The following is a 14,454-nucleotide window of genomic DNA, read 5'->3' as shown; positions in this document are numbered from 1 at the left end:
TTTGAACTATCGTGTGATACACCAATGAGTTGGAAATAAAAAAACGCTCTGCCACCTCGACAGAGCGCTTTTGTAACATGATTTCTGTGTTTAATACGCCATTCGTTCAGCTTTGTTCGCTCGTTTAAGCACCGGGCAAGAAGTCATCATCATTTGGCATGTTATCGCCGATCAAATCGCGACAAAGCTCGGAAAGTTCTGAGACGCAATTCACAAGCGAGATGATGCTCTCATCACCTTCGATCTCTTCATCGAGCTTCGCAGCCATGGAAGCAACGCGTCGTAGCCCGTAACTGCCGGCACCGCGTTTGATGTCCTCAACGACATCTTCGAGTTGCTCGATGTCTTGACGCATCATGGCTTCATGGAGCTGGTTGACCTGCGAGGTGAGGGATTCGAGGTACGTATCGAGGGCTTGAGCGCCTTCGAGTGAGATTTGAGATTGTTCGCTGGCGTTATCGTCAATGAATTGTGCGGTGACAATTTCGTGGCCATCGGCAACCCCAACGATTCTCGCCAACACATCTTTAGGCGGGTCTTGCTGATTATTCTCGATCTGCATGAAAAACATCCTGACCAGTGTACGGATCACTGCGTCATCTCTTTTCTATCAAACGCATGCATTTTTGTGCTTGAGGTGATCACGTGATGTGATCGGAATGCGCTTGTGATTAGCCGCGTGCCCCTAACATAAAAACTGTACGGCTTCGCATGTTGAATCGACGGGATTTAATTGAAACTTCAGCTATGGGAAGATCGTGATCATATTTCTCAGCGATGACATCGGAGCAAAAGGGATATTGCTCACAAGTGTCAGCCTACATTGCCTGATCGTCATAGACGGAATCATATCTAATCTAGTCATTATGTCATGAATAAGCATGCCACCCGTTATTCTGTGTATGCATGCATAAAATGCAGATGTGATCATGTGCATTGAATTTAATCTGGTGATAATGAGAATTGATTAACTAATGTGACAGAGCATCAGATTCTGTGTATTCACACGTTGTACATACTATCTAATTATTAGTTAGTTTAACTTGCTATAACCAGTTTACATATGTGGGTGTGGTTTGTGGCGGTGGTGTGTGTGTGTGTGTGTGTGGGGGGGGGGGGGGTAGATGTAGATGTGGAGAGGGGCAAGGAAAAAAAGGGGGGGGATTTAGTTGTCGCCTTGCCAAGTATCCCCACCGAAGCGATAGGCGATGGCGTAAGGCCAAGGGGCTTGTGGTTTTAGTTTGTCGGGTTGGCGGACTACTTGAAGCTGGTAGTTGCCGGACGTTAGTTTTGGCAGATAGAGGTATTCGACATTGTCACGCTCAGAATCTGAAAGCGTCACAATGCGCGTTGTATTGTCTGGATTCACTTTGAGTAGGCGAAGGTCTAAGTCTGCGATAGAGGGGGTATCGACCCAGATATCACGGGTGATGTTCTTTTCTTTATTGATGGTTAGCTTGTAGGACTTGCCGAGGATGTGACGGTTCCATACAAGACAAACGGTGAGCGGTTTGGTTGTGTTATTGGGGATGGTGAAGTTATAGGTGTGCGTTTGAGTTGGGCTAATCGATGCATAGTCCCAACCGAAATCGGGGAGTGGGTTTGAAGTATGGGTTTGAGGCGCCTCTGCGATGAGAAGAGCGTTATTGAGGTTGAGAATACCTGCACCGAGGTATTTGTCTTGAGTGTGGCCGGGCTCTGGTTTCCAGTTCCAAGGTTTGGTGGCACCGGCGAGGATGATGGCTTTGACGGTTTCGGGGCGGGCAAGTTGAGGGAGCTCGCGGGTTTGTGCGAGTTCGAGGATGAGGCTGGCGGTCGCGGCGACAAGCGGGGTTGTAAAAGAGGTTTTGTCGTAGATACCGACGATATCAGGTTTGACTCGGCCGGTGGTTTCGATGGTTGTGTAGTTGCCGGAGGAACCTTCGCCGCCCCATGTGCCGACGGCGATTCCGTTGTATGAGGAGGCGACAAGTGGTGGGACTTGTGTGTTGCGACCGTTGTTGACGCCGGCAACGACGATGGCTCCGTTATTGTCGATCATGTAGTCGATGCGGCGGAGGAGTTGCGTCGCGCCGGGAAACTCAGCACCTATCCATGAGTTAGTAAAGATATTAATTTCTTCGTTTTTGGGTGGTTTACCTGTGCCGAGGCCGAGGAAGTCGGGGCCCATCCATGAGTTCGCGGAGAAGAGATTGACGTTGGTAACGCCGGGTGCGAGTCCTGACGAACCGTAGATTTTGGAGGCGGTTGTCGTGGCGTGTCCTGCGACGGAGGATGGGCCGGAGCGTTTATTGAAATTGACTTTGGAGAATCGTAGAAGTTTTGTGTTGGGGATATAGGATTTTGCGGGGCCCTCGACGTGACCGAAGATAATGTTTTTGCCGGTGGGCATTTTGCGGCCTAAGCGCTGCTTAGCCGCGTCGATGCCGAGAAGCTGATAGTTGGAGAGGCGGGGCTTGGCTTGCTGCGTGCCTTTGTTGTTTTGAACCGGTGCAATGTTTTGCGGATGGGTGTGCGGGGTTGATTCGTGGTGTGCGTTGAGCGGGGTAAAGAATGAGAAAGTGGCCGCGAGAATGGCGAATGATGCGGCGAGACGGAAAATAGACAGCGATGCTTTCATGGAGGGCATTATAGGCGATGGAGGGGGTAAGGGGGGGGGGTGAGGAGGAGGGTGTCATGGATGATTGCAGGCGATTGGTTGTTGGGATAGACAACACCCCACGACCGGCGGTCGTGGGCTTGATTGAAGCGATAGATATACAGTTCGTGCTTATCAAAAAAGGGGGGGGGGATTTAGGGGATGCCCTTGACGATGGCGGGGCCGATGGCTTTGGTCATCCAAACGGGCATTTTTTTCCAGAGTTCGACTTTGCGCTGCATGGATGCACTTTCAGGTCGAACGGCATTGATGGAGCCGCGACGGAGGTGATAGTGCCAATGACAGGCGGTGGGGGTTGCGCCCCATTGTTTTTTGAAACGGAATGTGCCTGTATCGGGCGTTGAGCGTCCGAAGTCGAAGATGTGTGAGCCGCGACTAAGCGCGCGCTGCAAGAGGTTGTGGTACATGAACATGTTTGCGTTGGTGTGGTTGAATGCGCGAAGGCATGATGCGGAGGGGATTTGTGTTCGGGGTGAGGATGCGAGGTCGTCGTGAAGCAGGAGTGCTGCGGCAACGGGTTGGTTTTCGTGTGAAACGATGCCAAACTCTGCGTTATCAGGCAGTTCGGCGATGATGCGTTCAAAGAGACGTTTGGAGTAAACGGGGGTGCCAAGATCGCGCATGTTGATGGCGAAAATTCCGTAGAAAGCGTCGAGCAGATGGCTTGATCCCCATTGGATGGAAAGAGGGTGCTTTTCTGCTTTGCGGATTTGATTGCGTACTTTGGCGGAGTAATGCTGCCAGAGGGCATCATTGTCCTGAATGGAAGTGAGGTCGAGTTGCATGAGGACTTTGTCGGACTTGATCTGATTGATAGGTGAGGATTTTGAGGTGCTGAAAGAAGGGAGTTGTTGATCGAGATGACGGAGTTCGAGGTATTGAGCGTTGACCCATTGAGCGGCTTCGGCAGCTTTTTGGATGATGGCGTGAGCGATTTCGGTGGAATCGGCGATGATGCCGGCGCGGTTAAGGTATGGGAGTGAGACGAGGAAGCGGCCGAAGAGGGGGGAGCGTGTGAGCGCGAGCGGGAGGTAGCCGTGGATTTGATCGTTGCGATCACGAGCGATGATGGCCATGACGCGGTGGCCGAGGCCGTCGCGAAGGATGCGAAGCCAACGGACATCGTGCTCGATCGCGACATCGGGTGATTTTGATGCGCGGAGATAGTGCGCGATCTGATCACAAGTCTTTTCGTCGAAGTCATGTTCGATGTGCACGAGCATGGTTGATGGGTTCCTCAGTAAAACTGTTATAACTGCTACAAACCCTATCGGGCATCGGAAAGAGGGGCTGAAGTGAAAGGGACAGGGAATTGCTGTGGATATTATCGGCGCGGAATTATGGGGATCGTGAAAATTTACGTTTTAAACACTGTTATATTCACGTTTTAGAGATTTGGAATGGTGTGGTTATTGAAAAACCGATGACCTGTCTCGTGGCTACTGGAATTGAGGGGAAGAAGGAAGTAGACGCAGGCGGCTGATATAGGATGGGATAACACCCCGCCACCGACGGTGGCGGGCTTGTGCAGGTGTTGAGGTGGGGGGTGAAGAAACGAGGGAAGAATATGGGGGATGGTGGGGGATGGGGGTTAGAGGTAGTCGGGGCCGTGGGTTTCGGCGATCTGACTGTGGAGGTTTTTGATTTGCTCAGCATGATCTTTGTGGCAAACGAGCGTTGAGGTCGGTGTGTGGATGACGATGAGGTCGGAGCAGCCAAGAACAGTGACGAGGTGATTGGGATCGTTCGAGGCGACGAGTGTGTTTTGCGTATCTATAAGCGTTGATTTTGTATTGGGTTGCGCGTTTTGGTTGTCGTCATGATCGCAGACTGTTTTGAAAGATGGCCATGAGCCAACGTCGAGCCATTGGATGGGCATGGGGGTGGCGATGACCTGGATGTCGGGGTCTTGCGAGGCGGGCTCCATGACGGCGTAGTCGACGCTGATACGGGGGAGTTTGGGGTAGACCTCGGCGAGGATGGCGTCGTACTGCGGTGTATCGAGTGCATCGGTGATCGATTTGATCTGAGTGTAATTATCTGGTGTATAGCGTTTTACACATTCGAGAAGGGTTTTGGCTTGCCAAACGAACATGCCTGAGTTCCAGAGGTATTGGTCGGGACCTGCGTCGAGGTAGGCTTGAGCTGTGGAGAGATCGGGTTTTTCTTTGTATTGATCCACGATGAGGCCGTTGTTTGAGGGGAGAGCGGCACCGAGCTGGAGGTAGCCGTAACCTGTGGCGGGGTGCGTGGGCTTGATGCCGAAGGTGACGAGTGAGTCGGGTGTGGATTCGGCGATTTGGTAGCCGGTGTCGACGACGGAAGCGAATTGGTCGACGGGTTCGATGACTTGGTCAGCGGAGAAGACGCCTACGACGGCGTCGGGATTTTTTTGAGCGAGGATGGCGGTGGAGAGCGCGATGGCGTTGAGGGTGTCGCGGCCTGTGGGCTCTTCGATGAAATTATTGGGTGAGAAGTTGGGGAGGCCGTCAAGGATGGCTTGCTTCATGGAGGAGCCGGCACAAATGAAGATTTGGTCGTGCGGGAGTACTTTTTCGAGTCGCTCGACGGCGATTTGGAGGAGGGATTTACCGTTGATGAAGGGGATGAGTTGCTTGGGCATTGCTTGTGTGGACATAGGCCAGAGACGAGTACCGGACCCGCCGGCAATGATGAGTGCGTATCTCATGAGAAGAGCTCCGAGGATTAATTGGTTTGAGGAGGGATGAGCCGTGACTGAGGCGACATTAGCACTGAATCGGCTCGCTCACAAGTGGTTATCGGCAGGGTTAGCGCGGATCTTGCATACGAAAGGGGTATCGATGCGGGAAATGGTGGTATTGGAGGTGAAAGTGAGGTTTTTTCCCGTGCTGCGTGTTGAATATTTGGTTAAAATCGACGCTTAAGAGTTGCGTCATGCAAGGGTGGGGTTTTGCGCGCATGCTAACAGGATGTTTTAGGCATGTGTGAGGTGATGACGTGACGGCTTCGTGTGCTGCGTAATACGCACAAGCAGACGGAGATTGATATGAAAAAAAGTGTAAAAGCCCAACGTGGAGTTTCAGGTATGCCCACATCGACAGGTCGAAGAATATCTCGTCCGTTCATTTCAAATTTATTAGCGGTGATCACGCTGACGGCGGCACCGGTGAGTTTGCTGTATGGTCAGGGTGAGAAGCCACAGTATTCGCCTGAGACGATGGCGATTCTGGAGCAGATGAAGCAGGCTCAGGCTCAGAAGCAAGTCAAGGTCAAGGCAGACGTGGCGGTGCCTGAGCAGGCGATTGATGCGGAGCTGTTTTTGAGTTCGCCGCTGGTGTTGGCGGAGCAGCTTCAGGGGCGGATCTGGACGGTGAATCCGCGTGAGGGTCGTCAGTTGATCGCGGTGCCGATTGATTTTTCGGATATTAAGGGCGAGGTAGAACTTCGAGATCCGGAATTGAAGTTGAAGACGGGACGATTTATTTGCTGGTACATTCAAGAAGAAGTGCAGCAAGCAAATCAAGGAAACGCGCGCAGAGGTTCGAGTAACCGCAATCGTCAAACGTATCCACAAGGCGGGATGGATATGGAGATGGCGATGATGATGGGCGGTATGGAAATGGAAGGTATGCCTCAGCGAGCGCCTCGCCAATCAAAACCGATGCCTAATCAAAGATTAGATGTACAAGAAGAAATCAAAGAAGCAGAGATTGCGGAAGATGCGCCACGGATCAGCAAGCATTTAGTCGTGCGGCCAGATGGATCGGTGACGTGGGGGCTTGAAAAGAATATTGTTGGGGCAGAGATTGCTGATACGCAGTCTTTGTTTGCGTTTAAGTTGGATTCGAAATTATTGGCAGATCAGCGGCCGTTACGGGCGGGCGAGCAGAAACGCTCGTCGAGTTCATCACGAAGCCGCGGAACGTCATCACGATCACGGAGCAGCTCATCACGGTCGTCACGATCTGGTGGCGGAATGGGGAGTGAAATGGGCGGCATGCCTCCGGGCATGGGTGGCGGTTCATCGAGATCTTCACGGCCGACTCGTTCGAGGGCAACGACGTCACGATCAAGCGGCAATTCGCGTGCAGCGGACCGCGAGAAGCAGCGTCAAGCACAGATTTCGTTTAAACGTGCGATGGATGATTATCGTGTGTTACAGGAAGATGTTCGTGCGTTGCCATCACGTTTTACGTTGAGTAAGCCTGCACAGATTTGGGCGATTTACGATTTGCCGTTGTCGGTGGATGATGTGACATCTACGACGGAGCCGGAATGGACACTGTCGTTTTCGGATCTGGAAACTTTGCAGTCGTCATCAACTATGCGCGGCAACTCGAATAATCGATCCAGAGAAAACGGCGCGAACCCCGTTGCGTACCAATTGGCAACCGATTTGAGTCGTTTAGCGTCGAAAGGCAATCCGTTTATTGATCGCCTGGTTGCGAATGCGTTGAGTAATTCGGGATCGCTTCCGAACGTCGAAAAAAATGATTCGATTTATCGCCTCGCAGCACAGTTGATTGAATCGGATGATGCGTTAACGAGAAAGCCAGTCATCGGCGGATTATCTGAGGCGGTTCCTCCGACGGAAGCTACATTATCGTTGCTGAGTTTGGCGGCGGACGCGATGGGTTCAGAAGAACAATTATTAGCGTTGCGCTCATTGGTTACTGTGGATGTTCAAAATCCGATTGCTGTGAAGCAAATGCTTGAGATGGCGAATCGTGTGCTTTCGGATAATGATGGGCCAAACCCTGCGAAAGCGCTAGACGAGATTCTCTTGTCGTCGGAGCAGGCTCCGAATGCAGAAGAGATCTCAAAGATTCTGATACATGGATTGAATTTTGAGAGTTTGTCTGCGAAAAGATTGGACGAAGCGGTTAGATTTATTGCATCACAGGCTGCGGAATCAAAGATTGCAGCGGGCTGGGTGAACCACCGGCTTTTGGGTTCACCCAATGCAGAACTTCCTAAAAAGACCTTACGAACAATCGATGCGATTGCCTCACCTAAAAGCGAGCTGATGGATAAGGCAACAACGAAATTGTTGTCGAGCTTGTTGGGCAAGAAGAAATCGGCTGATGAAGACAAAACGGATATAGCGGCTGACGCGGTTGGCATGACACAGATACCGATTTTGACACCTTCACATAATCTGTTCAGAGCTTTGAACTCGGGCGATGACGTACTGAAGAAGCTTGCATGGAAATCGCTGCGTCACTTTGTTATTGGCGAGCCAGCGATTGAAGGTATGGATCAGAAACGAAATAGCCGCGGTTCACGTTATGGGAACACTCGAAAGCTGCAAGATGAGGATTCACTCTCTGAAGTTTATACATTACTGCTTGAGGCTGCGATACGGCAATCGGATACGCCTGATGGGATTGCTTATTTCTTTGCGAAGCAATCTCTAGAGTATGATGCGACGAGAGCTTTGGTTAGATTGGTGATTGATGGTGACGATTCGGCTGCGTTGGAAGCAGCTATTAAGTTACGTGGTTCACAACGCTCGTTGGATCAAATTTTTGAGATATTGAATGTCGACGAACGTGAACGCTTTGCGAGCAGAATGTATGAATCATTAGATAAGAAGGTGCCGTTGGTTGTTGGGCTGATGCGCGATGCTGATGAAAAGAGTGTGATTGGGAGCTGGTTTGCAGAAGAATTAATGAGCAGCGGATTACCTGACGCGATGAAGTTTGCGGAAGTCTATGGTAATGACGATGCATTACTACAGCTTGCGGGTCAAAAAGATCAGAAATTGGCATCGGGTGCGGTTGCGGCATTGGTCGCGGCGGCGGGTGGCAATGAGGAGATGCAAGAGCGTATGGCGACAACGATCATTTCGAAGCCAGATCGTTCATATGAAACGCTGCGTGATTTCTGGTCGAGTGCAAAACGAGAGATTCATACAAGATCGCTGGAAAAAGTTGCGGGCACATATACACTGATTCTTATTGTTAGAGGCGAGGAAAACGCGAAGAAAACGTCATCACGTCGTCGGCAATCTGAGTATGATGAAATGTCGATGGAAATGGCGATGTCGATGGAAATGGAGATGGGAATGGAAATGGGTGGTCCGGGCGGGCCGGGTGGATATTCAAATGCGAGAGCACGCAGTCGTCGCGTTGAGAAGAAATCAACCTTTGAAGAATCACCCATTTTACGTGAGATCACGATTGGCTCTACAGCTCTGATCGTTGAAGCTGGCTCGGCACATTTTGATAATGATCTGGTGTTTGTTGAAGTGCCAGATGACTTCTTAGGCTTGCGGATTTCGAATCTCAATGACTTGAAGAATTATGAAGTCAAGGAATTAGACGAGATTGATTTCGATCAAACGGATGATTCAGGAATGGACCTTCGCGTTCAGAAATCAGGTGAATGGCGAGGTCAAACAAGGATGCTTGATGGTAAGGTTCTTGAGTTAATCATGAAGCCTGCGTCTGAGTAAGCAGTTAAATATGAAAATGTACATTCTAGCCCGCATTCGCGGGCTTTTTTTATGCTTATAAAACTCTATTTGCATATTAGATTTGTTAAATTGAAATCAACTGGAGTACGGAATCGTGCATAACTTGTGGTAGTGCGGTGGATGTAGAAAAGATGATGGACAGTGAGGTAGACCACTGTGAAGATGTATGGACAAGGAAGGCGATGATGTTCAGGAAGTGTGGCAGTGTAAATCGTAAGTGTCGAGGTTTTGATTAATGCGTAGAGGCCGTACGATTAAGATGTATTTGATGGATGGAACAGCAAAGGGCCCTATCATTGCAGAGGTCATTAATTGGACAGGGCGGGCTGTTGTCTTACCGCGACATTGCCTGGCTGAGATGGCGAAGCGAAAAGAATTGCATCGAACTGGTGTTTACTTTTTGGTTGGGCCAGATCCCAAGAATATTGAGCAGGAGCGGGTATATGTCGGCGAAGGTGATAATGTTTTTGATCGGCTTAGTGCGCATAACAATGATAATAAAAAAGATTTTTGGGTTACAACAATTGCGGTCACAAGTAAGGATGAAAATCTTACGAAGGCACATGTGAGATACCTGGAACATGAGATTGTAAGACAATTGAAAAATGCGGGACGAGTTAGTCTTGCGAATGGCAACGAACCCAGTGAAAAAGTATTGCCAGAGAGTGATCTGGCTGACATGGGGCATTTTATTGAAATGGTAAAGATGATGTTGCCTGGGCTTGGATTTAATATGCTCCAGCCTCGTATTGACGGGAACAAGGAAGATATTGTTCAGCTTGCAAGACGTGCAACATTCGTGATGACTGATGTTGGAACGGATGCGAAAGCCAAAGAGATTGATGGCGAATTCGTTGTATTAAAAGGATCGACTGCACGTAAGAAAGGGACAAAAGGTTGGGATAGTTATGTGCTGCTCAGGGACAAACTCGTGAGTGATGGAAAGTTGAGTGTGATAAAAAATGGATTCTATGAGTTCACGGAGAATGTAGCCTTTAGTAGCCCGAGTGCGGCAGCAGCTGTCGTTGCGGCTCGAAATACAAATGGACGGATGAGTTGGCGTTTGGCTAATGGCGCGATGACATATGGGGAATGGAAATCTGCTGCAATTGAGGCTGCGCGAAAAAATGAATAGTGTTTTATGCATTCACCAATGTAGGTTGCTCAATTGCAGGCTGATGAGGTGAATCAATGGCTGGCAGTGGGTCTGGGTTAAAGCGAAGAAGCCGTAAAGCATTCAGGGTTACAAGCACAGTAGATCCTTCATGTAAGAAGACCGCAACGGCGAGATTAGCAAATCCGATAGCAGCTAGCGGTGAAACAATCGCGATAACTGCAAGAGCGAATACTAGATTTTGAATGATAATCTTGCGCGATCTCCGGGCGAGCTGAATCGCATTTGGAATACGTGAAAGATTTGAGCCGGGCAGCACAATATCGGCGGTTTCAAGTGCAACATCAGAACCCGCAGCTCCCATTGCAATTCCGATTGAGGCATGCGCAAGTGCTGGCGCGTCATTAACACCATCCCCAACCATTGCTACATGTTTATACTGTTTAGTCAATTCATCGATTAGATTAAGCTTATCTTCTGGTAGTAAATCTGCATGAATATTTGAAAGGCCGAGGGAATTTAAACGTGTTGCGGCTTCGACATGATCACCTGTCAATAATGAAGTATGTGTAATACCGATATCGTTGAGTTGCTGTATCGTTCGCTGTGCATTTGAACGTAGTGTGTCTTGGAGTGAAAGAAAGCCGAGTACATGATTTTGATTTCGGGTTATATAAATAACCGTTAATCCCTGTTGCTCTAGCTGGTTTGCATGTTCATTAAGATCCTCAGACAAATCAATACCTGTGGGCAATTTACCAACAGTTATACGCTGCCCTTTGACGAGCGCAGAAGCCCCTTGCCCTGCGGTCTGTGTTAATTCAAGAACTGATTCGAGTTGAATTTTCTTTTGCTCAGCAGCACGTTTGATAGCTTGTGCAAGTGGGTGCGAGATTGAGGATTCAACAGACGCTGCTAGTTTCAATAGCTCGGTTGGTTCGTTATCCTGATCGGCCATAACAATATCAAGTAGCTGTGGCTGACCGGTTGTGAGCGTACCAGTTTTATCAAAAGCAATAGCTTTGATGTGAGCAAGTTGCTCAAGATGGATTCCACCTTTAATAAGAACGCCAATTTTTGCGGAACGTGCAATCGCACAAAGAATGGCGGCTGGTGTGCCGATGGCGAGAGCACATGGAGAGGCTGCGGTAAGGAATGCCATCGCGTGTAAAAAGGACAACCCCCATGATTTTGTTGTGAGAAGAGGTACAAGGACGACAAGTAGAATCGTTGCCAGAAAAACAATTGGTACATAAACTGCTTCGATACGATCTGTGAATAATTGTGTTTTTGATTTAGTGGTTTGCGCTTCCTCAACAAGTTTGAGGATACGTGCAATCGTTGACTCTGACGCGGTTTTTGTGATATTGAGGGTCAACGCATTGGTTGTATTCATTGTTCCTGCGAAAACGGAGTCCCCAATATGTTTTGCAACAGGCTGAGCTTCACCTGTAATAGTTGCCTGATCAACCTCTGAAGCACCTTGAAGAATTTCTCCATCTGAAGGTATCCGGGCATATGGCTTAACTAAAACCTGATCGCCTATCTTTAGATTAGATACAGGCACTGTTGTGATCGATCCGTCTGAATGGATCAGATCTGCAGTATCGGGCGTAACAGTTGACAGCGCGTTGATCGCAGAGCGAGCGCGTGATAATGCGAGATGTTCTCCTGCAGCACCAAGGCCAAATAGGAATAGAAGAAATGCTCCCTCTTCATAATGACCAAGTGAGGCGGCCCCCGTAGCAGCAACGAACATCAGAACATCGACATCAAGTTTAAACTGACGAATTGATTGAACAGCCTCGGGAGCAGTTTGCGTCGACGCTGTAATTGCGGCGATTGCAAGGAAGGTTATGCGCCATACGTCGGAACCACCCAACACAAAAATTAAAAAGCCGATAAGGAATGATAAGGCTGAGATACTGACAAGAAGGATATCAGGATGCGTGCGAAGCCAGTTCCAAATATTTGATTGTTTGTTTGCTGTGTATTTCTCAGTCTGTTTCGGTAATTGCTCGACCTGCTTTTGTGTAATACCAAGAGATTGCGATGTTGTATGCAAATCAACTGGCGCAGGGAAAACGGGTGAATAGCCAAGTAAATCTAGACGGCGAATAATTTCTGGCAGCGGGCATTGAAGACGATCAAATTCAAGGCGCAAAGAGGAGGAAGGATATGATGCTGTCGCATATACACCTGAAAGAGCATTGATTGTTGATTCGATGGTTCTTTCACACCGCGGGTTGTGCATACCCTTTAATTTTATCACCATTTGCGCAATATTTGGATCAAGATGCGCATGAGAGCAACGGAGCTGCCTTGCCAATTCAGCTAATGTGAGTACACGAGGATCATACGTTACAGCAACACTCAGCGCGTCATTCTGATTTGTAAAACGATAGCTTGTGACGCCGGGTTGTAAATCCAGGCGTTGTGAAATACAACCCTGACACTGATTGGATTGGCCGGGAGTACAATCTTGAACTGTAAGCGAAACGGTATGCATATGGCAGCCTATACGTCGGAATTTATAGTAGGCGAATATACACTTATGTTAGCTGGTCGAGACACAAATTTGGAAGATATGTCTATAGTTTGAGAAATTTAATCTGAATCTCAATATACATATACTTCAACCGATGAATCACGCTAGCATGCACCCTTTGTTACTTAGTATCAAGTAACAAAGGGTGACATTGGAACTGTGCTAATTGATGATTAGTCGCGTATCAAAATGTTTTAGTTCGCGATGAGTCGCCAAACACCTGCAACAATAATACAGACGACGATTCCCAACACTACTGGGAAAATTGAGCCAAATATTGTCCACTTCTTTGAGCGTGTTTCTTTGTATATCGTCCAGATGGTTGTGCCACAAGGATTATGAAGAAGGCAGAAGAGCAGGAGCGAGACTGCGGTCAGTAGAGACCAACCATTATCAAGAAACGTTTTACGGAGCATATCACCCTCAAACTCAATCATCGTATTGTGTCGAATGTATAGCATGATGATGGTCGGCACAACAATCTCATTTGCAGGGATTGCGATGATGTATGCAAGCAGGATCGCGCCGTCAAGACCCATCAGGTATCCAAGAGGCTGAAGGAAATTCTCGATGTGTGTGGCAATGGATGCGTCACCTATATTGACGTTAGCGCAGATCCAGATGGCAGCACCTGCGGGGATCGCGACGACACATGCACGAGCCAGGATGAACATAGTCCGGTCAATAAGCGATGTGTAGATTATGCGCATCACTGCTGGACGGCGGTATGGGGGCAGTTCAAGTGTGTATGCAGAGGCTTCGCCTTTAAGGAAAGTTCTTGAAAGTATTAGTGACGTCACGAAAGTGAATACCACACCTAGTAGGACGATGCCAATCACGATAGATGCGGCAGTGAATGAAACGAGAGCATCGGAATAACCTAGAAAGTAAGAGAAGAATAGTGCCACAGCGATAACTGTCGGGAAACGTCCGTTACAGATCATAAAGTTATTGGTAAGGATCGCGATGAGTTTTTCACGAGGCGAATCGATAATACGACACGCGGTGACACCTGCTGCGTTACAACCGAACCCCATACACATCGTGAGTGCTTGCTTGCCATGCGCACCGGATTTCTGGAAGAGCCAATCGAGGTTGAATGCAATACGAGGGAGGTAGCCGAGGTCTTCAAGTAGTGTGAAGATTGGAAAGAAGATGGCCATCGGAGGGAGCATGACGGAGATGACCCAACCGAGGCAGAGGTAAATGCCATCAATAAAAAATGAGGCAAGTGACGCAGGCATCCAACTGGCGGTGGCGAGATGCAGGAGGTCGTATACCGAGTAGTGAAGGTATGCTGGGATGGCAATACCGAACTCTTCGAAGAAGCCGACGAGACCGCCTTGCTCCATGAGTAAGCCTGCAAGAAAGGCTGATGGGATGTTTGCCCCGGCAATCGTGAGATAAAAGGTGAGTGCAAGAAGGCCGAGCATAAAGGGGAGGCCGAGGATGGGATGCGTTGCGACATAATCCAGCGTCGCATCGAACGTCCACCGTTTACCAGAACGTGTTACAACGTCGTTCGTAATGGCTTCAGCCTGGTCGTACATGGTAGTCACGATTTGATCGCGGAACTGCTGGCCGGTGTTTTTACGAATGGCATCGACTTTGTCGAGAATTTGTTTTGTATCTTGTGCGGAACTCATGGTGGTATCCGTGTGGTGATTACTATG

The 14,454-nt window shown here is 48.9% G+C and carries 8 protein-coding genes; 2 read left to right on the top strand and 6 right to left on the bottom strand.

The window, feature by feature from the left end; all coding sequences use genetic code 11:
• Positions 1 to 124: 124 nt before the first annotated feature.
• The 4 genes from KS4_RS01360 to KS4_RS01345 form a co-directional block, all read right to left on the bottom strand.
• Complete coding sequence (locus KS4_RS01360; protein ID WP_200761452.1) at positions 125 to 562, bottom strand: Hpt domain-containing protein; 438 nt, start codon at positions 560 to 562, stop codon at positions 125 to 127.
• A 603-nt stretch (positions 563 to 1,165) separates the two neighbouring features.
• On the bottom strand, positions 1,166 to 2,620 hold the full coding sequence (locus KS4_RS01355) for a S8/S53 family peptidase (protein ID WP_145073506.1): 1,455 nt from the start codon (positions 2,618 to 2,620) through the stop codon (positions 1,166 to 1,168).
• 173 nt (positions 2,621 to 2,793) lie between these two features.
• Positions 2,794 to 3,882, bottom strand: a complete 1,089-nt coding sequence (locus tag KS4_RS01350) for a FemAB family XrtA/PEP-CTERM system-associated protein (protein WP_145073503.1) — start codon at positions 3,880 to 3,882, stop codon at positions 2,794 to 2,796.
• Positions 3,883 to 4,250: 368 nt separating this feature from the next.
• A complete protein-coding gene (locus tag KS4_RS01345) occupies positions 4,251 to 5,348 on the bottom strand; it encodes a mannose-1-phosphate guanylyltransferase (protein ID WP_145073501.1) in 1,098 nt (365 codons plus the stop codon).
• 339 nt (positions 5,349 to 5,687) lie between these two features.
• Between KS4_RS01345 and KS4_RS01340 the strand changes: the two genes are divergently transcribed.
• Together KS4_RS01340 and KS4_RS01335 are read left to right on the top strand one after the other, a co-directional pair.
• Positions 5,688 to 9,098: a hypothetical protein gene (locus tag KS4_RS01340; protein WP_145073498.1), complete on the top strand. Its 3,411-nt coding sequence runs from the start codon at positions 5,688 to 5,690 to the stop codon at positions 9,096 to 9,098.
• A gap of 379 nt (positions 9,099 to 9,477) precedes the next feature.
• Positions 9,478 to 10,254, top strand: a complete 777-nt coding sequence (locus tag KS4_RS01335) for a GIY-YIG nuclease family protein (RefSeq protein ID WP_234698839.1) — start codon at positions 9,478 to 9,480, stop codon at positions 10,252 to 10,254.
• 4 nt (positions 10,255 to 10,258) lie between these two features.
• Here the strand turns inward: KS4_RS01335 and KS4_RS01330 are convergent, their stop codons facing one another.
• Together KS4_RS01330 and KS4_RS01325 are read right to left on the bottom strand one after the other, a co-directional pair.
• Complete coding sequence (locus KS4_RS01330; protein ID WP_145073492.1) at positions 10,259 to 12,742, bottom strand: heavy metal translocating P-type ATPase; 2,484 nt, start codon at positions 12,740 to 12,742, stop codon at positions 10,259 to 10,261.
• Positions 12,743 to 12,975: 233 nt separating this feature from the next.
• Positions 12,976 to 14,427, bottom strand: a complete 1,452-nt coding sequence (locus tag KS4_RS01325) for a nucleoside recognition domain-containing protein (RefSeq protein ID WP_145073489.1) — start codon at positions 14,425 to 14,427, stop codon at positions 12,976 to 12,978.
• Positions 14,428 to 14,454 lie beyond the last annotated feature (27 nt).

Source organism: Poriferisphaera corsica (assembly GCF_007747445.1).
In the GTDB taxonomy this organism is placed as follows: domain Bacteria; phylum Planctomycetota; class Phycisphaerae; order Phycisphaerales; family Phycisphaeraceae; genus Poriferisphaera; species Poriferisphaera corsica.
Note: the sequence above shows the minus strand (reverse complement) of the source record. Positions and strands in the feature narration are given on the sequence as shown.

Excerpts from the sequence above, each read along its gene's own strand:
- KS4_RS01360 (WP_200761452.1), bottom strand. The coding sequence starts at position 562 with ATGCAGATCGAGAATAATCAGCAAGACCCGCCTAAAGATGTGTTGGCG.
- KS4_RS01325 (WP_145073489.1), bottom strand. The coding sequence starts at position 14,427 with ATGAGTTCCGCACAAGATACAAAACAAATTCTCGACAAAGTCGATGCC.
- KS4_RS01340 (WP_145073498.1), top strand. The coding sequence starts at position 5,688 with ATGAAAAAAAGTGTAAAAGCCCAACGTGGAGTTTCAGGTATGCCCACA.
- KS4_RS01330 (WP_145073492.1), bottom strand. The coding sequence starts at position 12,742 with ATGCATACCGTTTCGCTTACAGTTCAAGATTGTACTCCCGGCCAATCC.
- KS4_RS01345 (WP_145073501.1), bottom strand. The coding sequence starts at position 5,348 with ATGAGATACGCACTCATCATTGCCGGCGGGTCCGGTACTCGTCTCTGG.
- KS4_RS01355 (WP_145073506.1), bottom strand. The coding sequence starts at position 2,620 with ATGAAAGCATCGCTGTCTATTTTCCGTCTCGCCGCATCATTCGCCATT.
- KS4_RS01350 (WP_145073503.1), bottom strand. The coding sequence starts at position 3,882 with ATGCTCGTGCACATCGAACATGACTTCGACGAAAAGACTTGTGATCAG.
- KS4_RS01335 (WP_234698839.1), top strand. The coding sequence starts at position 9,478 with ATGGCGAAGCGAAAAGAATTGCATCGAACTGGTGTTTACTTTTTGGTT.